Source organism: Gilliamella sp. B3801 (assembly GCF_026536645.1).
GTDB lineage: Bacteria > Pseudomonadota > Gammaproteobacteria > Enterobacterales > Orbaceae > Gilliamella > Gilliamella apicola_I.
Genome location: NZ_JAFNNR010000004.1, coordinates 183,641 through 207,230, shown reverse-complemented (window position 1 = coordinate 207,230; position 23,590 = coordinate 183,641). Strand labels below are relative to the sequence as shown.

The following is a 23,590-nucleotide window of genomic DNA, read 5'->3' as shown; positions in this document are numbered from 1 at the left end:
AATAGTATCGCGTTTGCGATTTTAAGTGGAGAAAATCAATGTGTTCGATTTTAGGTATTCTTGATATTAAATCAGATCCGGAACAACTACGAACAAAAGCATTAGAACTATCAAGTCTACAGCGTCATCGTGGACCGGATTGGTCTGGTATTTTTGCTTCTGATAAAGCAATTCTTGCTCATGAACGTTTATCAATTGTAGATGTTAATACAGGATCTCAACCGCTTTATAATAAAGATAAAACTCTCGTTTTAGCGGTAAATGGCGAAATTTATAATCATCAAGAACTCCGAAATCAGTACAAAGATCGCTATGAATTCCAAACAGGTTCTGATTGTGAAGTCATCTTAGCGCTCTATCAAGAAAAAGGAATTGATTGTCTTGATGAACTACAAGGTATGTTTGCTTTTATTCTTTATGATATTAATAAAGGCACTTACTTTATTGGTCGTGATCACATTGGTATTATCCCGATGTATATGGGACACGACGAAAATGGTACATTCTATGTCGCCTCTGAGATGAAAGCGTTAGTACCCGTTTGTAAAACGATTGAAGCTTTTCCTCCTGGATGCTATTTATCGAGCACTGAAGGTGAAATTAAAACCTACTATAAACGTGATTGGATGGATTACGAAAATGTCAAAGATAATAAAACAGACATTAATGCGCTTCGTATAGCATTGGAAGAGTCTGTTAAAAGCCATCTTATGTCAGATGTGCCTTATGGCGTTTTATTATCTGGTGGGCTTGATTCTTCCGTTATTTCGGCAATCACTAAAAAATTCTCAGCGCGTCGTGTTGAAGATCATGAAAAATCTGAAGCTTGGTGGCCACAATTGCATTCATTTGCAGTGGGTTTAAAAGGTGCGCCAGATCTTAAAGCAGCACAAGCGGTTGCCGATCATCTTGGTACAGTTCACCACGAAATTAACTTTACTATTCAAGAAGGTATTGATGCCATTCGTGATGTCATTTATTTTATTGAAACTTATGATGTCACAACTATCCGTGCTTCTACGCCAATGTATTTAATGGCAAGAAAAATTAAAGCAATGGGTATTAAAATGGTGTTATCTGGTGAAGGTGCAGACGAAGTATTTGGTGGTTACCTCTATTTCCATAAAGCGCCAAATGCTAAAGAGTTCCATGAAGAAACGGTGCGAAAATTAGCCGCGTTACACATGTATGATTGTGCACGTGCTAATAAAGCGATGGCGGCATGGGGCGTTGAAGCTCGTGTTCCATTCCTTGATAAGAAATTCTTAGATGTGGCAATGCGCCTTAATCCGAAAGATAAAATGTGTGGTAGTAACGGAAAAATGGAAAAACACATTGTTCGTGAAGCATTTGAATCTTATTTACCTGCGTCTGTGGTTTGGCGTCAAAAAGAGCAATTCTCTGATGGTGTTGGTTATAGTTGGATCGATACTTTAAAAGAGATTGCAGAAAGCAAAATCACGGATCAACAATTGGAAAATGCAAAATTCCGTTTTCCTTATAATACACCAACGTCGAAAGAAGCTTACATGTACCGAGAAATTTTTGATGAGCTATTCCCCGTTGAAAGTGCAGCACATTGTGTGCCGGGTGGTCCAACTGTTGCTTGTTCTACGGCAAAAGCGATTGAATGGGATGAGTCATTCAAAAATCTTAATGATCCATCAGGTCGTGCGGCAGTAGGTGTGCATAATGATGCTTATAAAAAATAAGCGTTAAATGTTGTTATTCATTGATATAAAAAAACGGGGAAATTACCCCGTTTTTTTTTGCTCTCATCACTTGTTTTAATAACAGCGACAATTAGTGAGCAGCGCCTTTAGGTGCACCAATTGGTAAAATAGTGCGTCCGTATTGTTCGTTAAGTACTTCAGCCATTGCTAAATAAATCGCACTTGCACCACAAATAATCCCTTCAAAGCCTGCGATATGAATGATGCTGTGATTACCAGAAATATTACCAATTGCTAATAAAGCAAACAGGACAGTTAAACTAGCAAAAACAAATTGTAATACTCGATTACCTTTTAACGTACCGATAAACATGAATGCGGTGAAAATCCCCCATAATGCGAGGAAGATACCAACAAAGGTTGCATCGGTTGGTGCTGTTGCTGGTGAGGTTGGTAAATACCAAATGCCAACAAGCGCAATCCAAAAGAAACCATATGAAGTAAACGCTGTTGTCCCAAAAGTGTTACCTTTGCGAAATTCTAAAATTCCAGCGATCACTTGTGCTAGTCCACCATAAAAAATACCCATAGATACGATTGCTGTCATCACAGGGAAAAATCCCGCATTATGAATATTCAATAAAATGGTTGTCATACCAAATCCCATTAGTCCTAGTGGACCTGGATTTGCAAGTTTAGTTTGTTCCATAAGGATCCTATAAAATGTGTCTTAATAAAAAAAGAGCGGCAATAATAAGTGTAGAAAACTTTATAATCAAGATTTATGCAAAAATAATTTTTCATTCCCCCCCTTGATATTAATAATAATGTTCCCATCTATGTGGAAACACTAACATTTCTTTGACTAAATTAAAGACTTGAAAATCACAATTTCAGTCTTATATATAAGAAATAAAATACAGGTTTTGAGGAGAAAAGATTATGGGTAAAATTATTGGTATCGATTTAGGTACAACAAATTCATGTGTTGCAGTAATGGATAATGGTCAAGCTAAAGTTTTAGAAAATGCTGAAGGCGACCGTACAACCCCGTCGATTATTGCTTACACACAAGATGGTGAAATTTTAGTTGGTCAACCAGCAAAACGTCAGGCAGTAACCAATCCACAAAATACATTATTTGCCATTAAACGTTTAATTGGTCGTCGTTATGAAGATGCTGAAGTACAACGTGATGTGGGTATTATGCCATATAAAATTGTTAAAGCTGATAACGGCGATGCATGGGTAGATGTAAAAGGTCAAAAAATTGCGCCACCACAAATTTCTGCTGAAGTACTAAAGAAAATGAAGAAAACTGCAGAAGATTATCTTGGTGAGCCAGTAACAGAAGCGGTTATTACCGTTCCAGCTTATTTTAATGATGCTCAACGTCAAGCAACTAAAGATGCGGGTCGTATTGCTGGTCTAGATGTTAAACGTATTATTAACGAACCAACAGCCGCTGCACTTGCTTATGGTTTAGATAAAGATGTGGGTAACCGCACAATTGCAGTCTATGACCTTGGTGGTGGTACATTTGATATTTCAATTATCGAAATTGATGATGTCGATGGCGAAAAAACTTTCGAAGTATTAGCAACTAATGGTGATACTCACTTAGGGGGTGAAGATTTTGACTCTCGTTTAATTAACTATTTAGTTGATGAGTTTAAACGTGAACAAGGTTTCGATCTTAAAAATGATCCACTTGCAATGCAACGTTTAAAAGAAGCTGCAGAGAAAGCAAAAATCGAATTGTCATCAGCGCAACAAACGGATATCAACTTACCTTATATCACAGCTGATGCATCAGGCCCTAAACATTTAAATATCAAAGTGACACGCGCTAAACTTGAATCTTTAGTCGAAGATTTAGTTAAACGCTCTATGGAACCAGTGAAAACAGCATTAAAAGATGCAGGTCTTACTGTTTCTGATATTAAAGATGTGATTTTAGTTGGTGGTCAAACCCGTATGCCAATGGTACAAAAAGCGGTTGCAGACTTCTTTGGTAAAGAACCACGTAAAGACGTTAACCCTGACGAAGCAGTAGCAGTAGGTGCTGCGGTACAAGGTGGGGTATTAGGTGGTGATGTTAAAGATGTATTATTACTTGACGTTACACCATTGTCTTTAGGTATCGAAACGATGGGTGGTGTAATGACTACCTTAATTGAGAAAAATACGACTATTCCAACTAAACATAGTCAAGTGTTCTCAACGGCTGAAGACAACCAATCTGCGGTAACGATTCATGTATTACAAGGTGAGCGTAAACGTGCTGGTGATAATAAATCACTAGGTCAATTTAACCTTGATGGTATTCAAGCTGCACCACGTGGTATGCCACAAATTGAAGTGACCTTTGATATTGATGCCGATGGTATCTTACATGTATCAGCAAAAGATAAAAATACTGGTCGTGAACAAAACATTACCATTAAAGCTTCTTCAGGTTTAAGTGAAGAAGAAATCCAAAAAATGGTCAATGATGCGGAAGCGAATGCTGAAGCTGATCGTAAGTTTGAAGAGTTAGCACAAGTACGTAACCAAGCAGATCACCTTGTTCACTCAACTCGTAAACAAGTGACTGATGCAGGCGATCAATTATCTGCTGATGATAAAAAAGCGATTGAAGATGCGGTAACTGCATTAGAAAATGCTGCTCGTGGTGAAGATAAAGCTGAAATTGAAGCTAAAATCAATGCGTTAATGGAAGCATCAAAAAAATTACTTGAATTAGCTCAACAACAAGCTCAAGCAGATCAATCTGCAGGTCAAGCAAATAATGGTAGCGCTTCGGCACAAGATGATGTTGTTGATGCTGACTTCAAAGAAGTTGATGATGATAAAAAATAATTGTTAACTAAAATGTTTTTTAATGAGTTATTTCAACGAGTTTTAGACATGTAATACATTAAACGGGCGCGAGGTAACTCAAGCCCGTTTAGTTGTTTATGCAATAAAAAATAAAGGTTAATTATGGCGAAGAAAGATTATTATGAAACATTAGGCGTGAGTAAAAGTGCCAGTGAAGCTGAGATAAAAAAAGCCTATAAACGCCTAGCCATGAAATATCATCCTGACAAAAATCAGGATAATAAAGCTGAAGCAGAAGCGAAATTCAAAGAAGTTAAAGAAGCTTATGAAGTATTAACCGATTCGCAGAAGAAAGCGGCTTATGATCAATATGGTCATGCAGCCTTTGAACAAGGGCATGGCGGCGCAGGCGGCGGTGGTTTTGGTGGCTTCGGTGGTTTTGGCGGAGGTTCTGCATTTGATGATATCTTTAGTGATTTCTTTGGTGGTGGTCGTGGACGTAGTCAAACTTCCTCACGCGGTGCGGATCTGCAATATAATATCTCGTTAACACTGGAAGAAGCTGCTGCAGGCGTCAGCAAAGAGATAAAAGTACCGACTTGGGTAACTTGTGATGTTTGTCACGGACAAGGAACTGAAAAAGCTTCAGATGTAATGACGTGTGAAACCTGTCATGGTGCAGGTGTTGTACAAATGCGACAAGGCTTTTTTGCTGTGCAGCAAGAGTGTCCAACCTGTCATGGTCGGGGTAAAGTAGTAAAAAATCCATGTAAAAAATGTCATGGTGAAGGACGAGTTCAGAAAACTAAAACGCTTTCTGTAACGATTCCTGCCGGAGTTGATACCGGTAGTCGTATTCGACTTTCTGGAGAAGGTGAAGCAGGTTTAAATGGCGCACCAGCTGGTGATTTATATGTTCAAATGCAAATTAAACCACATGCTATTTTTGAACGTGATGGTACTAACTTACATTGTGAAATTCCAATTAACATTGCTTTAGCATCGCTAGGTGGAGAAGTAGAAGTACCAACACTTAATGGTAAAGTCAGCTTAACTATCCCTGCTGAAACACAAACAGGTAAAGTGTTCCGCTTACGAGGTAAAGGCGTTAAATCGTTACGTGGAAGTTCAATTGGTGATCTTTATTGCCATGTGGTTGTTGAAACACCAGTTAATTTAACCAGTAAACAGAAGGAATTGCTTAAAGAGTTAGGTGAAAGTTTTAAAGCCGATAAAAGCTCTAAGCACAGTCCAAAAGAGAAAAGCTTTTTTGATAAAGTGAAGAAGTTTTTTGGTTAAAAAGACGGATTTAGCTATAAACGAGATTAGTTTTGCTAATCTCGTTTTTTTATGCTTTTATCTTTGATTTTATTAGATGCTATTACCATAATGTTTAAACATACTCTTTATTATCTACTTTTCGCTGTTTTAAGCGATATATCTTCTCAAATTTAGTAGTACAGCTGTATAAATGCTATTAATAGGTATCCTTCAAAAAAGAATTAAATCTATTGAGATATCGATCGATCTGATTAAATAGAAGTTGCAATTAATGCAACTTTAGAAACTAATAAAAACAGAATTCATTGCCAGAATATAGTTAACAGTTGTTAGAAGTAGGTTGTTGCTTGGTAAAGATGAGGTATTAGCCATTTATCTTGCTTCAGTATATCGCAAGACAAAATAAGATGCTTTCTATATATTTAATGTGATTTCGTTCCAGTTTTATCACACGATTGAGGCCGGGTTGATTGAGCTGATAAATAACAGATAAAAATAAACCCAGTAAGTACTGGGTTTTATAATGTGTTATCAAAAAATTACATTTTAGTTGTAAATGTACGAGCGATAACGTCGCGTTGTTGTTCTGCTGTTAATGAGTTAAAACGTACAGCATAACCAGAAACACGAATAGTTAATTGTGGATATTTTTCTGGGTGTTGTACGGCATCTTCAAGTGTTTCACGACGAAGTACGTTAACATTTAAATGTTGTCCACCTTCAACTTTGATAGTTGGTGCAATATCTAAAGGAATTTCACGATATTCAAACTGACCAAGTTCAGCTGTTGGAATAACTTGATCTTCTTTATATACTGATTTAGCTGCGACACAACGCGCTTCATTAGTTGAGTCATCTAATAACCAAAAAGAATTAAGAAGTGCTGAGTTGTCAGCTTTAGTAATTTGGATACCTGTAATCATTTTAAAACCTCCTATGAGCGTTATTGCCCCTAAAATATTAAGGTTAATATAACACTTATATAATTTGATTAAAGTCAAAAAAAGCTATTAATACGATAAGCTGTACCTTTTATTTAACTTTTAGAGCACTATAGGTTATGATGAGTAAAAATGAGAATTTCTCAGCAAGATATATTCAGTAATTTTTACGGCGTGGACAAACTATGACAACACAATTAACATGGCATGATGTTATTGGTACTGAAAAAGACAAACCTTATTTTCAAAAAATCATGCAATTTGTTACCGCTGAGCGTAATAGCGGTAAAATCATTTATCCTCCTCAACACGATGTATTTAATGCATTTCGTTTTACTGCTTTTAATGACATCAAAGTTGTCATTTTAGGTCAAGATCCTTATCATGGACCGAATCAAGCACATGGACTTTCCTTTTCCGTGTTACCGGGAGTTAAACCTCCTCCTTCGTTACTAAATATTTATAAAGAGTTATCTACCGATATTCCTAGTTTTCAGATCCCTTCTCATGGTTATTTAGCATCTTGGGCGACTCAAGGGGTACTTTTGCTTAATACAGTATTAACGGTGGAAGCTGGTCAAGCTCATTCACATGCCAAAATAGGTTGGGAGACTTTTACCGATAATGTTATAGCGGCTATAGACAAACATCTTGAGGGAGTGGTGTTTTTATTATGGGGATCACCTGCGCAAAAAAAAGGGCAATTTATTAATCGGCAAAAGCATCATGTATTAACTTCTGTGCATCCTTCACCTTTATCAGCCCATCGTGGATTTTTAGGTTGTAAACATTTTTCCAAAGCTAATGATCTTATTGTGCAACAAGGTAAAGCAGCTATTGACTGGCAACCTAAATTACCTTGAAATTAGACATAATTATATAAATTATTGGGTTTTTTGAAAGCGATTTAGAAGTGAAGTTAAACTAAAAATAGTCAATACGATAATGTGTTGTTAATATTCTCATCAGGTTAGCTGATGAGAATAAAAAAACTTACTGAATCCCTTTAGGATTTTCGCCATATTGGTTGCTACCAGGTGTTGAATCTGTAGCTAAAAAGACGATTAAAATAATACCACCAACAAGAGGAATAAGAGCGATCAACATGAGCCAGCCTGATTTATTTGTATCGTGTAAACGACGAGCAGTTACAGCAAGATTAGGTAATAAGCTCCCAAATGCAACAATAAGATATAAGATAGCGCTTAAAGTTTCAGAAATAAAACCTATCACACTAAGATTCACAGCTTGTATAATTAATAAGAATAAAATAAACATCCAGTACTCTTGACGACGAGCACGGCCATTAAAATTAACATAATTTTTTGTAAAACAATTAATAAACCAATTCATCCTATTTCTTTCCTATAAAATTTAATAATTAACAATTAAAAACCACCTTATTAAGGCGGCTGGTTATTCTAATCAAAAAAATTACATAAAACAAATTTTTCATCAATTTTATACTTTTTACATATTATTATCTTTTTTAGTTTTATAAAACTTAGCAATTTAATTTGAGTTTTCTCTCGCTTCTATCTATGTTAAAATCACCCCTCAGTGGTTATTTAAAGTGACCAAAATCTTTCAGCAAAATAACACTGAGGCCCTCCATGAAAATAGTTGAAGTTAAACACCCTCTTGTACGTCATAAAATCGGTTTAATGCGCGAACATGATATTAGTACTAAAGACTTTCGTGCGCTTGCCAGCGAAGTTGGTAGTTTATTAACTTATGAAGCCACGGCTGACTTACCTACTGAAAAAGTGACCATTGAAGGTTGGTGTGGACCCGTTCAAATTGAGCAAATCAAAGGAAAAAAAATAACTGTAGTACCAATCCTTCGTGCCGGTTTAGGTATGATGGATGGTGTGCTTGAGCATGTGCCTAGTGCTCGTATTAGCGTCGTTGGGTTTTATCGTAATGAAGAGACCCTTGAGCCAGTGCCTTATTTCCAAAAATTAACGTCGGACATTGCGGAACGAATGGCTTTGGTTGTTGACCCTATGCTAGCAACGGGTGGTTCAATGGTGGCGACGATTGATTTATTAAAACAAGCAGGGTGTAAAAATATTAAAGTATTAGTTTTAGTGGCTGCACCTGAAGGTATCAAAACATTAGAAAAAGCCCATCCAGATGTTGAACTCTATACAGCATCCATTGATGAACGGTTAAATGAACAAGGTTACATTTTACCAGGACTTGGCGATGCTGGAGATAAGATATTCGGCACTAAATAAAATGTCATTTTTTTAAACCGGCTTAGCCGGTTTTTTTATGCATAAAAAATGAGGTTAAAAGATTAAGTTGAAGTGGAGATGATCAACATGTCAAATAAAATAAATGATAAACAAAAATATAAAGCGTCACAGGAGAAAGTTGCTTGGCAAGATATTTTTACTGGTGCACAAATGCTCTTTGTTGCTTTTGGTGCGTTAGTGTTAGTGCCACTATTAACGGGTTTAAATCCTAATGTCGCATTGTTTACAGCGGGCATAGGCACATTATTGTTTCAACTCACCACGAAAGGCAAAGTACCGGTATTTTTAGCTTCCTCATTTGCCTTTATTGCACCGATCTCATTTGGTGTAGCTCAATGGGGGATTCCTGCAACTCTGGGCGGATTGGTTGCAGCAGGATTTGTGTTTATGTTTTTTGCTTTATTAGTCAAACTAAATGGCAAACATGTTATCGATCGTATTTTACCGCCAGTGGTAACTGGCCCTATTATTATGGTCATTGGTTTATCTCTTGCGCCAGTCGCAGTGGGTATGGCAATGGGTAAAGATAGTGGTCTTAAGGTTAAGGATTATCAATTAATTATGATTTCAATGGCCTCATTATTGACTACGCTGATTGTGGCAATTTGGGCAAAAGGATTTTTTAAACTTGTTCCAATTATTGCAGGTATTGTCGTTGGTTATGTGATGTCTTGGATAATGGGTATTGTCAACTTTCAACCGGTTATTGATGCACCATGGTTTAAGATACCGGATTTCACTTTTCCTGAATTTCATTGGCAAGCTATTTTATATATGATACCTATTGTTATTGCACCAACGATTGAGCACGTTGGTGATATTATGGCGATTAGTTCTGTTACTGGCAAAGATTATACTCGTGAACCGGGATTACAACGCACACTTTTGGGGGATGGATTAGCAACTTCGACCGCAGGCTTTTTTGGTGGCCCGCCTTGTATCACCTATGCAGAAGTGATTGGGGCCGTCACCTTAACACGAAACTTCAAAACTCGTGTAATGACATGGGCAGCAATTTGGGCGATTTTAATGTCATTTATTGGTAAAATTGGCGCATTTTTGAGTACTATCCCAACTGTTGTCATGGGCGGAATTATGGTGCTTTTATTTGGTTCGATTGCATCCGTTGGCATTAATATATTAATCAAACATAAAGTTGATCTTTCTGTTTCGCGCAATATGTGTATTGTTTCATTAGTGTTGGTGTTTGGTATTGGTGGGATGATTTTTGATTTTGGTTCTTACGCATTGCAAGGAATAAGTTTATGTGGCATTTTAGCTATTTTATTAAATTTAATCTTACCTTATCCGAGCAAAACAGTAAAAACTGATTAAGATTAAGATATCACGGTTAACGAATTAATCGTTAACCGTGATAAATTAAACTAAAGAAAGGGTGTGGTATTTTCATAAAATATGTCATTCATTTATCGATAAAAAGTGAGTAGACACTCACTTTTTTTAGTCTCTGGTTAATGACTAATGACATGTTATTCGTCGTTTTTCTTAGTGGATAAGAAACTTATCCTATTTTTACATTGAATAAAGTTTAATTTTTAGTCCTAATTTTATCACGATGAATAACTATGTTGAGTCCCATTTCTGTGGTTGGTAAGCGATAACTTATTTAAGTTTGTAGATTTTAAGAAAATATCATTATTTCTCTGTATATTATTTATACTGATTCAATTTAAAAAATGTTGAATTGTTGAAATACGCTTGATTAAGATGAACTCACATTTTTAGTCGCTTGAAAAACATTATTCAGTTTGTATAGAAAAGTCAGTAATGGCTTACTTAATTGTTAACAAATTGATAAACATAAAATATTTTACGAATTTTTGGTATGGTGGAAAGCTAAACTAGAATTATTTTTAGTTGTATAAAAGATATTTGCATTACAATAAAAAACTCACTTATTTGTTGAGATAAGTGAGTTTTCAATAGTAGAGTATCTTATTTTATTGGACGCATGGTTGGGAATAAAATGACATCACGAATAGTATGACTATTCGTAAATAACATCACCGTTCGGTCAATACCAATGCCTAATCCAGCTGTCGGTGGTAATCCATGTTCTAAAGCCGTAATATAATCTTCATCATAGAACATTGCTTCATCATCACCGGCATCTTTTTGTGACACTTGATCAGCAAAACGTTGAGCTTGGTCTTCCGCATCGTTAAGTTCTGAGAAGCCATTGCCAATTTCACGCCCACCAATAAAGAACTCGAATCGGTCTGTAACAAATGGATTTTCATCATTTCGACGAGCCAGTGGTGATACTTCAGCAGGATATTCGGTAATAAATGTCGGTTGAATCAGATTGGCTTCAGCAACCTCTTCAAAAATTTCAGTCACAACTCGACCAAGTCCCCAACCTTTTTCAATTTTGATACCTACTGCGCTAGCAATGGCACATGCTTTATCAAAATCATCCAAATCAGCATTATTGGTTTCTGGACGATAATGGCATATAGCTTCACGCATAGTCATTTTAATAAAAGGTTTACCAAAATCGAAGGTATGTTCACCATATTGAACAACGGTATTACCCGTTACAGCGATTGCCAGACGGCGGAATAATGCTTCAGTTAGCACAATCAAATCTTTATAATCAGCATACGCCATATACATTTCCATCATGGTAAATTCTGGATTATGTCTTGGCGATACCCCTTCATTACGGAAGTTACGATTAATTTCAAAGACACGCTCAAAACCACCGACAACCAGACGTTTTAAGTAAAGTTCTGGTGCGATACGTAAGTACATATCTAAATCAAGGGCATTATGATGCGTAATAAAAGGTTTCGCTGACGCCCCACCAGGAATAACTTGCATCATCGGTGTTTCAACTTCCATAAAGTGATTTTCAAGCATGAAATTGCGAATTTCAGTTACCACTTTTGAACGAGCGATAAATGTATTTCTCGATTCTTCATTTGTGATGAGATCCAAGTAGCGTTGACGATAACGCATTTCTTGATCTGCAAGCCCATGGAATTTATCCGGTAATGGACGAAGTGCTTTAGTTAATAAGCGAATTTCTTCACAGTGAATAGAAAGTTCGCCAGTTTTAGTTTTAAATAAATAACCTTTAGCACCGACAATATCCCCTAAATCCCATTTTTTAAATTGCTCGTTGTAGTAATTTTCGGGAAGATCATCACGCGTTACATAAAGTTGAATTTGCCCAGCAACGTCTTGTAAAGAGACAAAAGAAGCTTTACCCATTATACGGCGCATCATCATTCGACCGGCAACAGTGACAGTAATTTTATTCTCAATTAATTCTTCGTTGGTTTTATCGTCATACAATTTATGAAGATCACTTGAAATAGCATCACGACGAAAGTCATTTGGGAAAGCAATGCCTTGCTCGCGAATATTTGCTAGTTTTTCACGACGTATAGTTAGCTCGTTATTTAACTCTTCAATATGGTTTTGTTGCTCTTGCTGTGTTGACATAATTTTACCTTTTATTTATCACCAAGCAGTTTATAAACCTGCTTTTAAGCTTTCTTCAATAAATTGATCTAAATCACCGTCTAAAACGGCCTGAGTGTTGCGTGTTTCAACGCCGGTACGCAAATCTTTGATTCTTGAATCATCAAGCACATAAGAACGGATTTGACTACCCCAACCGATATCCGATTTGTTCTCTTCCATCTGTTGCTTTTCAGCATTTTTCTTCTGCATTTCAAGCTCATACAGTTTCGCTTTTAACTGTTTCATTGCTTGATCTTTATTACTATGCTGAGAACGATTATTTTGACACTGGGTAACAATTCCCGTTGGTATATGCGTAATTCGAACAGCAGATTCGGTTTTATTGACATGCTGTCCACCAGCACCTGATGCCCGATAGACATCAATACGAAGATCGGCAGGATTGATATCGATATCAATATTATCATCAATTTCTGGATAGACAAAAACAGAAGCAAATGATGTATGACGGCGATTACCCGAATCAAAAGGACTTTTTCGTACTAAACGGTGGACGCCTGTTTCGGTACGTAACCAACCGTAAGCATAGTCGCCAGTTACTTTAATGGTCGCCGATTTAATTCCTGCAACATCGCCATCAGATACTTCCATGACTTCTGTTGTAAACCCTTTAGATTCTGCCCAGCGTAAATACATTCGCAGTAACATTTCAGCCCAATCTTGTGCTTCAGTCCCCCCAGAACCTGACTGAATATCTAAATAACAATCTGCGCTATCGTAATCGCCTGAAAACATTCGACGAAACTCTAGCCCAGCCAGTTTTTTTTCTAACTGTTCAAGCTCTAGATTTGCTTCATCAAACGTATCTTGATCGTCGGCTTCAATGGCAAGTTCAAGCAAACCTTCAACATCGTCAAGGCCTTGAGTTAAAGAATCTATTGTATTGATGATTTCATCAAGCGTTACCCGCTCTTTGCCTAACGCTTGTGCTTTTTCGGGATCTGCCCAGACTTCAGATTGTTCTAATTCGGCATTAACTTCTTCAAGTCGCTCTTTTTTTAAATCATAGTCAAAGATACCCCCGAATCACTTCAGTGCGCTCGGTAAGTTCGGCTATTTTGGATTTTATCGGATTAATTTCAAACATGTATTATTTAGTTCGGTTTTGCGATTTTCAATTAATCGCCCATTGTAGCGGATTTAAGTATAATTTAGCAATTGCCAATTTGCAGATACGATGATTGGTAAATAATACCAATAAATAAAAATGACGCATTAAGCGTCATTGATAATTGAGTAACTATACTAAAAACAGTTATTTTTTTGCTTGAGCGTATAACTCAGCAACTTTATCCCAGTTAATTACATTCCAAAATGCACCAATATAATCAACACGACGATTTTGGTATTTTAAGTAATATGCGTGTTCCCAGACATCTAATGTTAAAATAGGCGTACCTGAAACACCTGAGAATTTTTCGCCCATGACAGGAGAATCTTGGTTTGCGGTTGAAACTACTTCAAGTTTACCATTTTGTAACACTAACCAAGCCCAACCAGAACCAAAACGAGTGGCTGCTGCGTTTGAAAATTTTTCTTTGAATGCGTCTACAGAACCGAAATCTTTTTCAATAGCTGCTTTAAGTTCACCTTTAAGCTCGGTACCAACTTTAAGTAATTCCCAAAATAGGGTGTGATTAACGTGACCACCCACATTGTTTTTGATACCTGTTAGTTTATCAGCTGGCACTTTATCTAAATTTTTAAGTAAAGTTTCAGGACATAATTCTTTAAGTTCTGCCGGTAAAGTCTCTAAGAGCGCATTTGCATTATTGACATAAGTTTGATGATGTTTGTCATGATGAAGATGCATCGTTTCCGAGTCAATATACGGTTCTAATGCGTCATAAGCATAAGGTAGAGGTGCAAGAGTGTAAGCCATGAAGATACTCCTTTCAAAAATTAGATATTCGTTATTGCTATATTTTACAGAGTATACGGTCAAATTGCTTATCTCACAATCTATTATTTGAATAGTTCAGAACTATTTAATGATTGGATAATCAATAAATCAAATTGCCTAATTGACAAAGCCCTCCACCAATATCTTTCCCAATCTTACCTTTATGCAAAGAAAGACCTTCTAAAAAACTTACGATTTTCCATCAGTTAATTTTACGTTTTAAGATAAAATACTCTTTATCTAATTTTAACCTCAATTTACTTCATTTTTCGGGGTTGTCTACTTTTAATATTTTGCATAATTTCGAACAACCAACCATGAACGATAATAGAATTTAATTTGTAGAAGCAGACAGATAGTATTGACTTAGCTTATCCAAAAAAACAAAGAGTTTATAATTCATTTTACTATAATCATGTAGGCGTAATTTTTCCTCTGTATCAACAAAACGATATTTAGCCGCTTGACTAAGGTCATTTTGCGAATGGGCAATCAACTTTTCAACTACCTCATGGGTTAACTCCATATGACATTGGAAACCATAAACCAATTTGCTATAAGCAATAATTTGCCGAGGACAGCCTTCACTATAAGCAATAATTTGCGCATTTTGCGTTAAACCTGGCATATCATTGTGCCAGTGACCTACTGCTAGCGTATCGCCGAAATGAGAAAAAAGCGGATTTTTTTTGCCTGCTTCCGTTAAGGTAATGGGGAATTTACCGATCTCTTTTTCAGGACTATGCTCGAAATGTGCACCAAGTGCTTCGCCAATTAATTGGGATCCAAGACAAACGCCAATCACGATTTTATTCGCTTTAATTGCTGATAAAATGAAGGTTTGCTCTGCTAATGAATCAAAATGGGCACACTCTTGTTTCGTTGTGACAGGGGATTGTGGACCGCCCATAATAATAAGAAAATCAATATTATCTATCCTTTCAGGAAGTGGCTCGCCCAGATAAACTCTTGAATAGGTAACCGTATGAAGATGTAACTTAGCCCATTGTTCATAAGCACCTGGTGCTTCAAACTCTTCATGAAGAATAAAATGGATATGCATGGATAAAAATTTCCTTTCTTATTAATTTAACAATAACATTATAGATAAATTTTGAACATTTAAAGTGTTATCAAAAGTATTATGGGTAATAATTTTTTTAAAATATTATTAACCTTTTTACTTTAAACACAATATTAAAATTTGAAAAGGAGTGTAATTGTCGGAAATAAAAAAACCTGCTATAAGCAGGTTTTAATAATTCGGTAAGTTGGCTCCTCCAACTGGACTTGAACCAGTGACATACGGATTAACAGTCCGCCGTTCTACCGACTGAACTATGGAGGAACCGAAATGTAGCGCGCATATTATAGATTAAATGGCACTATGTCAATAGTTAAATTGTATTAAATGCTTTTTCGTTTTAATAACCTCCCTTTATTTTATTCAAGTGTTAGGATTGTCTTGAATAATTCCGTTTGCCTTAAGAGTTGTTGAGGATGAGATCCAAGCTGTTGTTCTGGGATCTTCTCTTTTAGCGAATGATAATAATCGATCCAATAAGGTAAAACTTGATGGGTCGTTAAATCTCTAAAATTCATCGGATATAAAGCAAAATAACTTTCATTGTGTTCATTTCGAAAAGCGTAGGTAATGAGTTCACTGCAATAAAGTCCAGCTGTATTTGGACGAAAGCTAGGGTTATAAGGTAGACCAATACATGATTTAGCTCGTTTAATAGCATTTTTAATCAACCCTAAATTATCAATTCGACCAATGATATTAAATTGTGCTGTATTGATAAAATGCGTCAGTGTTTGGTTAATGACCCCGTATTTTGGCGTTGCTTCAATAACGATATTATTTCCAATATATAATCCTACATGATTGATATTATTGGTTAACTCATCCACGTTACGTGTTGCACCAGAACAGGTGACAGCATCATTAAAGTCATTAACCTCGTTCAGACACTGGAAAATAATATCGCCTTTTTTTAAATCAGTGATTTTTAGCACGGTAACGCCATAAAAGGAACATGACTGAAGTTGCTATGATAAACTTAAGTGCATCAAATCCTGCAAAAGGGAGATATCCGAGTTTTATTGCTTCAATGAGGTTAATATGTAAATAACCAGCTAGATAAAAAACGCCAAATACAAAGATTAATAAATGTGCACAAGCGAATGCGATTAATCCTAAAATAAAATGGCGATCATAACCTTTTTCAGCGGCAAAGCCGGCTAAATAAGCACTAAATACCGCCCCATATAAATAACCGGCAGAAGGGGAATGTAAAGCTATCATGCCACTACTTCCGTTGGCAAACAATGGTAATCCTATTGCACCTAAAAAAAGATATTGAATTATCGCTAATGCACCTAATTTACGTCCTAAAAACGCACCAATAAGGAGTATTGCTAAAGACTGTAAAGTAAAAGGAACAGGATAAGTTGGAATGCTAATGTTAGCGGCTAGTCCTAATAATAATGCCGCACTTGTTGTTACAAAGAGTTTTCGTTGCCAAGAGGATAGCTTAAATAGCGTTGTAATAAAGGTTGGATAATATGGGGTAACTTGATGTTTCATAATAATGATACCTTGCTTTTATGTGTAAATATTTTGCTAATAATATAGCAAAGTTTTATTATGTAAACTTATTTTTTATAGAAAGGTTTACTTTTGAGAGGGTTATCACACTCTATGAAAAATGAATGTGATAACAACCGCAATATTTTGATTAAACTAAGAAAGGATTATTCATGCGCTCATGGCCAAAGCTAGACATAGGGCCATGTCCGGGAACAAAAACGAAATCATCACCAAGTGGTAATAATTTATGTTTAATTGAAGAAATCAAATCGGCATGATTGCCTCTCGGAAAATCTGTTCTTCCTATACTACCGTTAAATAACACATCACCAACAAAAGCGATTTTATCAGGATGATTAATAAAAACGATATGACCGGGTGTATGACCTGGGCAATAAAGTACATCGAGTGAAATATTGCCGACTTTGATTTTATCTCCTTCTTTTAACCAATGATCCGGTAAAAAGGGTTCAATATAAGGAAAACCAAATTGAATACATTGCTGAGGTAATCCACTAAATAAAAATTCATCTTCTTGATTTGAGCCGATGATTTTTACATCATAATGTTTTGCTAATTCTACAGCCGCGCCAACGTGATCCAAATGTCCATGCGTTAATAGGATTTGTTTAATATTCACGCCCAGTTTTTCCACGGTTTTTTTGAGTAATTCGGGTTCACCACCTGGATCGATAAAGGCTGCTTCCTTTGTTTCATCACACCAAATAATGCTACAATTTTCCTGAAAAGCAGTAACCGGAATGATTTGGTATTGAAACATATTGTTATCTCCTTGTTTCTTGATGATGAGCGGTTAAGTTTTGCCCATCTTGTTTTTTTAAAGCTGCAAACACAATGCTAGAAAGTATTGTGATAATTCCTAATATCATAAAAGTAATTTGGAAAGACTTAATGGTAGCGGTTTCCTCACCGACTAACCTAACAAGCACGGCACCTAAAGCGATACCGAAGCTAATAGCAAGTTGTTGGTTTACCGCCATTAAACTATTCCCACTACTGGTTGTTTCACCTTGTAAATCAGCTAAAGTGATACTGTTCATTGCCGTAAATTGTAATGAATTGGTACAACCAATGCAAAAAAGTAATAGACACATCAGGATGATCGGGGTGGATAAACTTAATTGCGACATTAATAAAATGAACGTCCCAGCCAATATAGTATTGCCAATCAAGACGTTTCGATACCCTAATTTAGCTAAAATTGTAGGAATAAACGATTTAATTGCCATTGAAGCCAACGCCATAGGAATTAATATCATTCCTGCTTCAATTGCTGAATAACCAAAGCCAACTTGTAATAATAATGGAATTAAAAAAGGAACCCCTGAAATACCTAATCGACTAATCAAATTACCGATAATACCGATTTTAAAAGTGCGAATACTAAATAAAGATAATGGGAATATAGGGGTAGTTGCTTTTTGAGCGTAGAATCGGTAACCAAACAGAAAGATTAAACTTATTATTGCTAAAAATAGTGAAATATAACTACTTTGTCCCTCACTTAGCAGCTCCAAACTTAACGTGGCACTAATAAATGTTATGGCAATAATAACAAAGCCCCAAAAATCAAAATAGATGCGTTCACCTTTAAGGTTTGGCATATATTTGCAAGCAATAATGATCCCAGCAATACCAACAGGGATATTAATTAAAAATACCCAATGCCAACTGATCATTTCAGCTAAATATCCGCCAAGAACAGGGCCAATTACAGGGCCTACCAGTCCTAAAATGGATGAGGTATTTAGCGCTGATAAAAATTCATTACGCCGATAAGATTTAATTAAGACTAATCTGGAAACAGGTACCATCATTGAACCGCCAATACCTTGTATAACCCTCGAAATATCCATAAAAATAAGGGTATTTGATAGGGCACAAGACAGCGATCCCGCTGTAAAAAGAAACACGGCAGTCACAAAAACATTTTTTGTTCCAAAGCGATCGGATAATAAACCACTAATCGGAATAAACAATGCTAAAGTTAATGCATAACAGATTACCGCAGATTGCATATTTAAGGGGGATTCATGGAGATCTTTAGCAATCGAGGGGAGTGCCGTATTTAAAATTGATGTATCGAGTGATTGCATTAAAAATGCGACTGCCGCAATCCACGGCAACATTCGATATACCATAGGGGATAATTGAATATCATTGCTCATTATAGTGATTACCTATTATTGTTGCGATGATAGTTTTAAGGCTATCAATAAGATGATAGAAGACAATTTATCTCATATTACCTCGAAACGACTTTGTCGTCGATGAAATAAACCAGAAAGCATAATTTATTTAAGTTTTCTTTACAGTGAGTTGGTGATGCTTGTCGGTTTGGATTTGATTGGTCTATCTTATCAATACTTGGCAAGTAATAGATAGCGATTACGCATTGTGTAATATTCATAATGAAATTAAGCGGGTAAGAGACACAATTGCAAAGTCTAAAAATCGATTTTAACCAGTCAAAAAAACTGCCTTGTATCGCTAATGTTTGACGGTGATAATGCACATATAATTATAAAGCTATTTATAATCAATGCTTCAATGCTTTTTGATTGATTCGACTAAATAGCGTTAAGGTATTAGATAAGATTGTACGAAGTATTTCTGGTTGGGGTTCTTTGCGTAACTGACTTAAAACATGAAATATTTCAATTAGATATTCTGGGCGATTGATTTGACCTTGTCGACCACTTAATGGCATATCGGGGGCGTCGGTTTCAAGTACAAGACTTTCTAAAGGCAGTTGGGCAATGGTTTGGCGAGTTTTATTAGCGCGTGCGTAACTTATTACTCCCCCGACACCAATATAATAACCGAGTTTCACAAATTGCATCGCTTGTTGATAACTGCCCGAAAATCCATGTATGACACCCCGACAAGGTAAATTTGCTTGATGAAGTTCGTGGTACATAATGTCATGCGTTTTACGTGAATGAATCAAAACGGGTAAATCATATTTTTTAGCCAAGGTAAGCTGTGAACGAAAATAAAATAGTTGTTGTTGCCAATCAACGGTAAGATTGTATTTATCCAGACCAATTTCGCCCATTGCTACTAATTTTTTTGGGTTTTTATTGATAATATCGGATAATTTTTCTAAATCTGATTCTGTGTGTTGATAAATGGGATGTAAACCAAGTGCTGCATAAACTTCATTATATTGTTCAGCAAGGTGTAATATTGTATGAAAATGATTCGCAGAGACAGCTGGCACAATGAGCGCATCAATTTTTGCTTGCTGTATTTTGTCGATAGAATCAGCGATATCTGCGGTAAAAATGGGAAAATCAAAATGACAATGTGTATCAATAAACATAATGCCTCCTATTTTACCTTTTCTTGATGTAATAAAATGGGTAATAAAAATTGTCGAGCCGAATAAATAATCTGCTCAATAAGTGGATTGGTTAATTCAGGATATAATCGGGCATAATAATTATCACATTCTGCTGAATTGAATCCCCCTCCTTGCCAGGTGTTTTTAAGTTGATTGATAGCTTTTTGACTGATTTCAATCTCATTTGTTTTAGAATTATACGCAGATACTAACCAATTCCACGCACTTTGAATTGGGAAGAGTAACGGTTGATTAATGCCTTGCAAATAGCCTTCGATTAAAGTTGTTAAAATAATTTGTGCTTGCTCAGGGTTTAAATATTCAAAACGCCATTCACTCTCTTCCCGACCATAGATGCGACTATAGCTATTCGTGTTTTCAGGATTGGAGATGCAATAAATAAGATGATCGATCCATAATGTCATGCCATCACGGATCGAAAGTTTCGATGGTCGCCATGTTAAAATTCCATCCTCTTGAACATGGGTTAACCAGCCTTGCAGTATGTAATGTTGTCCATTAGCAAAAAGGGTTAAATTGACCTCTTCGGCAGCTTGTATCAGGCGTTCTTGGCAAATTTTATTCGCTAACGATTGCATAGATTCATTTTGTTCATCATAAATAATCTGACCAAAGGCGCCGTCTGGTAACTCGCCGGTTAATGCTAATCGATGATACAAATCTGATTCTTGGATAGTGTGATCAATCAATTGATTTAAAATTTTTACATTAAGCTGGTATCGTTCAAAATTATCCAGATTAAAATTTTCAGCATCCGGTAAAGTATCATCAAGATAATTAATATAGAAATTGAATCGTTTTTGTAAAAAAAATCGTATGGAGTGTTGATAGAATCGTTTTAATTCATCAAGACTAATGTTATCAATCGTCATCGCCGAAATATCACTAATGAAGGATTGACTTTCACCTTGCTGTTGTGCTGCCGGTAGCCATTCATTGGCATAGCTTTTAGGCGGATTTAAATAATTTTGAGGATTAAATGGTGTGCGCGTATGGATGACACGTAAATTATCGAAACCGTTTGTACTATCTTTGGTATCATTATAGTATTGAATGATATAGTCCCATAGTTCATCAATTAATACTGACGGATAACGTTCAGTATTATCTTTAATTTCTCGCCCAATATAACTCATGTAGAGTTGTTTTTGAGCCGATAAAATTGCTTCTAAAAACAGATACCGATCATCTGTGCGACGACTTCGATCCCCTCGTCTTGGGTACTGAGCAATCAAATCAAAATCAAGCGGTAGCGAAGTTCTAGGATAATCACCATCGTTCATGCCTAATAAACATACCACTTTAAAGGGAATTGAACGCATTGGCATCATAGTACAAAAATTGATTTTGCCCACTAAAAAACGATGAGCTAAATGATTTTGTTCTAAACGTGATTGCATTGCATCATGTAAAATAGTCATCGATATGTTATCCGCAAAATTTGCTAACAATCCACTGTCAATCAGCTTTTGCCACTCATCTTGAATCATCAATAAAATAGATTCACGTTGTTCATTACTAATAAAAAAATCATTGAGTAATTCAAGGCAACAACTTTGCCATTCAACTAATGGTTTGGCTTGACTTAACAATGTTGACCATTTACGGACTATACTAATAAATTCAGCTAATTGACCAATAAGTTCAGCATCCAAACCAGTCGCGCCATCATACGGGAGTATTTGCTGCCAGCTTCCTTGCTCACTGCTCATCGTATAACCAAGCAACAAACGTTCAAGTCCAAATAACCAACTATGGGCATTTTCAAGACCAAAACGAATACCCGATTCAATGATCCATGTCCTTAAAAGCGTTAATTGTGATTCATTGATCGAAAATTTTTCCGAAATTGCTGGTATCTCCAGTAAATTAAACAACTCTTCTGCCGTAAATCGACTTTGAGGAAAATTTAAAATCGCAAAAAATGCTTGCACAATGGGATCAATATTTCGAGCTTTCTGATCGGAAATAGTGAAAGGTAGATAACGTTGACCTTCAGCATTACCAAAAACGGCACGAATATAAGGGATGTATTTATCAATATCTGAAACCATCACAATGCAATCACGTAACTCTATGGTTGGATCAGCATCAAAGACAGATAGTAAATAGTCATAGAGTACTTCGACCTCACGCTGTTCGCTATGGCATGCATGAAACGAAATTGATTTATCGGTTGAGTTAATGTGAAGTGCAGTTTTATCTGACGGATATAGCTCCAGTATATCTTGCTGAATAGCATGTAGTAAACAAGTGCGATCGTGATTAGCAAACGCATCAATATCTTGTTTGTTTTGGAATTCTTGTAATAAAAACAGACAATCCCGTCCTAGTTTTCCCCATGACGTTAAGAGTGGATTTGGGATTTTATCGGGTGTATTTTGTATGTCAGTTAGCTGTTTTTCGACAATATCTCCCCAATACCATTTGCAAGGATTGTTAAACATTAAATGTACATCGATATGTTTTCCAAGTGCTGAGAGTAGCGAAAGATAAATGGGTGGAAGGGAAGTAATACCAAAAATAAAAATACGGTCGGGTAACGTATTTAACCGTTTTTTATCAAAATGGTCATCCAGTAGGATATCAAGCATTTGCTGGTAGATATTTGCACGGTGATACGGCTGACTAATGGCTATTAATTGTCTCCACAACTCCGCTTGCCAAATTTCATCGGGATGATGATTTAATTCGACCACGGTTTTATTCGATTCCCATTTTGCTAGCCAGTCAGGGCGATAAACTAAGTACTGATCGTATAAACGAGCAATACGTGTTGCCAGTTGATATAACTTTCTTTCTGTTTTATCTATATTGAGATAATGTTTGAGTGCGATAAATTCCTGCTTATCAATGAGTTGAGGCAGCAAATAAAATAGACGCCAAGTCATGGCTTCAGGATTAAAACTGTTTTCAATAGGCGAATCGGGTAATAAAGCTTGATAAACTTGCCAGATAAACTGAGTTGGATAAGGAAAAGCAATGTTTGCCACAATACCGAGTGCATCTGCAAGCTCGATCTGCAACCATTGCGCCATGCCTTGGCTTTGCACGATCACCATATCGGGCATGAACACATTTTCTAATGGTTGTCTTTGCATCAATTCACTCACCAATGATTTGAGTAGATCGACTTGATTTGAATGATAAATGGTAAACATAGTCGCTTTAAATTCGAAAAGATTATTCAAAATTATCGCTGATAGTGAGTAAT

General features: G+C 36.2%; 19 protein-coding genes and 1 tRNA gene. 6 read left to right on the top strand and 14 right to left on the bottom strand.

The window, feature by feature from the left end; genetic code table 11:
• Positions 1 to 38 precede the first annotated feature (38 nt).
• On the top strand, positions 39 to 1,712 hold the full coding sequence (asnB, locus tag J3U14_RS05100) for an asparagine synthase B (RefSeq protein ID WP_220216275.1): 1,674 nt from the start codon (positions 39 to 41) through the stop codon (positions 1,710 to 1,712).
• A gap of 91 nt (positions 1,713 to 1,803) precedes the next feature.
• Here asnB and satP read toward each other — a convergent pair whose 3' ends face one another.
• Positions 1,804 to 2,382: an acetate uptake transporter gene (gene satP, locus J3U14_RS05095; protein ID WP_065558513.1), complete on the bottom strand. Its 579-nt coding sequence runs from the start codon at positions 2,380 to 2,382 to the stop codon at positions 1,804 to 1,806.
• A gap of 233 nt (positions 2,383 to 2,615) precedes the next feature.
• Between satP and dnaK the strand changes: the two genes are divergently transcribed.
• Together dnaK and dnaJ are read left to right on the top strand one after the other, a co-directional pair.
• Positions 2,616 to 4,535, top strand: coding sequence for a molecular chaperone DnaK (dnaK, locus tag J3U14_RS05090; RefSeq protein WP_065558514.1), 1,920 nt, complete (start codon positions 2,616 to 2,618; stop codon positions 4,533 to 4,535).
• A 123-nt stretch (positions 4,536 to 4,658) separates the two neighbouring features.
• Positions 4,659 to 5,795, top strand: a complete 1,137-nt coding sequence (gene dnaJ, locus J3U14_RS05085) for a molecular chaperone DnaJ (protein ID WP_220216276.1) — start codon at positions 4,659 to 4,661, stop codon at positions 5,793 to 5,795.
• Positions 5,796 to 6,316: 521 nt separating this feature from the next.
• Here the strand turns inward: dnaJ and grcA are convergent.
• Positions 6,317 to 6,700 (bottom strand): autonomous glycyl radical cofactor GrcA, encoded by a 384-nt coding sequence (gene grcA / locus J3U14_RS05080; protein WP_220216278.1) that lies wholly within the window; start codon positions 6,698 to 6,700, stop codon positions 6,317 to 6,319.
• A 203-nt stretch (positions 6,701 to 6,903) separates the two neighbouring features.
• Between grcA and ung the strand changes: the two genes are divergently transcribed.
• A complete protein-coding gene (ung, locus tag J3U14_RS05075) occupies positions 6,904 to 7,581 on the top strand; it encodes a uracil-DNA glycosylase (protein ID WP_267350237.1) in 678 nt (225 codons plus the stop codon).
• A 130-nt stretch (positions 7,582 to 7,711) separates the two neighbouring features.
• On the opposite strand, the gene J3U14_RS05070 is transcribed toward ung, so the two are convergent.
• A complete protein-coding gene (locus tag J3U14_RS05070; RefSeq protein ID WP_267350239.1) occupies positions 7,712 to 8,071 on the bottom strand; it encodes a DUF805 domain-containing protein in 360 nt (119 codons plus the stop codon).
• A 260-nt stretch (positions 8,072 to 8,331) separates the two neighbouring features.
• On the opposite strand from J3U14_RS05070, the gene upp reads away from it, so the two are divergent.
• A complete protein-coding gene (upp, locus tag J3U14_RS05065; RefSeq protein WP_065558519.1) occupies positions 8,332 to 8,958 on the top strand; it encodes a uracil phosphoribosyltransferase in 627 nt (208 codons plus the stop codon).
• Between the two features lie 87 nt (positions 8,959 to 9,045).
• Complete coding sequence (locus J3U14_RS05060; RefSeq protein ID WP_267350241.1) at positions 9,046 to 10,314, top strand: uracil-xanthine permease family protein; 1,269 nt, start codon at positions 9,046 to 9,048, stop codon at positions 10,312 to 10,314.
• 621 nt (positions 10,315 to 10,935) lie between these two features.
• Here the strand turns inward: J3U14_RS05060 and lysS are convergent.
• From lysS to recC, 11 genes are all read right to left on the bottom strand, one after another.
• The gene (gene lysS, locus J3U14_RS05055; RefSeq protein WP_267350243.1) at positions 10,936 to 12,450 is read right to left on the bottom strand and encodes a lysine--tRNA ligase; all 1,515 of its coding nucleotides are present in this window, start codon (positions 12,448 to 12,450) and stop codon (positions 10,936 to 10,938) included.
• Positions 12,451 to 12,480: 30 nt separating this feature from the next.
• Positions 12,481 to 13,579, bottom strand: a protein-coding gene (gene prfB / locus J3U14_RS05050; protein ID WP_324169805.1) for a peptide chain release factor 2 whose coding sequence is annotated in 2 segments (ribosomal slippage) — positions 12,481 to 13,503 and positions 13,505 to 13,579 — 1,098 coding nt in all. Because the reading frame shifts where the segments join, the coding sequence is not laid out codon by codon here.
• 168 nt (positions 13,580 to 13,747) lie between these two features.
• A complete protein-coding gene (locus J3U14_RS05045; RefSeq protein ID WP_220216282.1) occupies positions 13,748 to 14,374 on the bottom strand; it encodes a Fe-Mn family superoxide dismutase in 627 nt (208 codons plus the stop codon).
• Between the two features lie 355 nt (positions 14,375 to 14,729).
• Positions 14,730 to 15,458: a type 1 glutamine amidotransferase gene (locus J3U14_RS05040; protein WP_267350244.1), complete on the bottom strand. Its 729-nt coding sequence runs from the start codon at positions 15,456 to 15,458 to the stop codon at positions 14,730 to 14,732.
• Positions 15,459 to 15,667: 209 nt separating this feature from the next.
• A tRNA-Asn gene (locus tag J3U14_RS05035) sits at positions 15,668 to 15,743 on the bottom strand.
• A gap of 95 nt (positions 15,744 to 15,838) precedes the next feature.
• Complete coding sequence (locus J3U14_RS05030; RefSeq protein WP_267350246.1) at positions 15,839 to 16,414, bottom strand: YiiX/YebB-like N1pC/P60 family cysteine hydrolase; 576 nt, start codon at positions 16,412 to 16,414, stop codon at positions 15,839 to 15,841.
• Positions 16,398 to 16,985: a biotin transporter BioY gene (locus J3U14_RS05025; RefSeq protein WP_267350247.1), complete on the bottom strand. Its 588-nt coding sequence runs from the start codon at positions 16,983 to 16,985 to the stop codon at positions 16,398 to 16,400. The genes J3U14_RS05030 and J3U14_RS05025 overlap by 17 nt, the downstream gene beginning before the upstream one ends.
• A gap of 151 nt (positions 16,986 to 17,136) precedes the next feature.
• Positions 17,137 to 17,769, bottom strand: coding sequence for an MBL fold metallo-hydrolase (locus J3U14_RS05020; RefSeq protein ID WP_267350248.1), 633 nt, complete (start codon positions 17,767 to 17,769; stop codon positions 17,137 to 17,139).
• 4 nt (positions 17,770 to 17,773) lie between these two features.
• Positions 17,774 to 19,177, bottom strand: a complete 1,404-nt coding sequence (locus J3U14_RS05015; protein ID WP_267350250.1) for an MFS transporter — start codon at positions 19,175 to 19,177, stop codon at positions 17,774 to 17,776.
• A gap of 371 nt (positions 19,178 to 19,548) precedes the next feature.
• Positions 19,549 to 20,334, bottom strand: a complete 786-nt coding sequence (locus tag J3U14_RS05010; RefSeq protein WP_267350252.1) for a TatD family hydrolase — start codon at positions 20,332 to 20,334, stop codon at positions 19,549 to 19,551.
• 8 nt (positions 20,335 to 20,342) lie between these two features.
• Positions 20,343 to 23,567 (bottom strand): exodeoxyribonuclease V subunit gamma, encoded by a 3,225-nt coding sequence (gene recC, locus J3U14_RS05005; protein ID WP_267369578.1) that lies wholly within the window; start codon positions 23,565 to 23,567, stop codon positions 20,343 to 20,345.
• Positions 23,568 to 23,590: the final 23 nt, after the last annotated feature.

Coding starts and splice junctions, on each gene's coding strand:
- satP (WP_065558513.1), bottom strand. CDS start 2,382: ATGGAACAAACTAAACTTGCAAATCCAGGTCCACTAGGACTAATGGGA.
- upp (WP_065558519.1), top strand. CDS start 8,332: ATGAAAATAGTTGAAGTTAAACACCCTCTTGTACGTCATAAAATCGGT.
- J3U14_RS05060 (WP_267350241.1), top strand. CDS start 9,046: ATGTCAAATAAAATAAATGATAAACAAAAATATAAAGCGTCACAGGAG.
- J3U14_RS05045 (WP_220216282.1), bottom strand. CDS start 14,374: ATGGCTTACACTCTTGCACCTCTACCTTATGCTTATGACGCATTAGAA.
- J3U14_RS05040 (WP_267350244.1), bottom strand. CDS start 15,458: ATGCATATCCATTTTATTCTTCATGAAGAGTTTGAAGCACCAGGTGCT.
- J3U14_RS05025 (WP_267350247.1), bottom strand. CDS start 16,985: ATGAAACATCAAGTTACCCCATATTATCCAACCTTTATTACAACGCTA.
- asnB (WP_220216275.1), top strand. CDS start 39: ATGTGTTCGATTTTAGGTATTCTTGATATTAAATCAGATCCGGAACAA.
- dnaK (WP_065558514.1), top strand. CDS start 2,616: ATGGGTAAAATTATTGGTATCGATTTAGGTACAACAAATTCATGTGTT.
- grcA (WP_220216278.1), bottom strand. CDS start 6,700: ATGATTACAGGTATCCAAATTACTAAAGCTGACAACTCAGCACTTCTT.
- lysS (WP_267350243.1), bottom strand. CDS start 12,450: ATGTCAACACAGCAAGAGCAACAAAACCATATTGAAGAGTTAAATAAC.
- J3U14_RS05015 (WP_267350250.1), bottom strand. CDS start 19,177: ATGAGCAATGATATTCAATTATCCCCTATGGTATATCGAATGTTGCCG.
- J3U14_RS05070 (WP_267350239.1), bottom strand. CDS start 8,071: ATGAATTGGTTTATTAATTGTTTTACAAAAAATTATGTTAATTTTAAT.
- dnaJ (WP_220216276.1), top strand. CDS start 4,659: ATGGCGAAGAAAGATTATTATGAAACATTAGGCGTGAGTAAAAGTGCC.
- ung (WP_267350237.1), top strand. CDS start 6,904: ATGACAACACAATTAACATGGCATGATGTTATTGGTACTGAAAAAGAC.
- J3U14_RS05020 (WP_267350248.1), bottom strand. CDS start 17,769: ATGTTTCAATACCAAATCATTCCGGTTACTGCTTTTCAGGAAAATTGT.
- J3U14_RS05010 (WP_267350252.1), bottom strand. CDS start 20,334: ATGTTTATTGATACACATTGTCATTTTGATTTTCCCATTTTTACCGCA.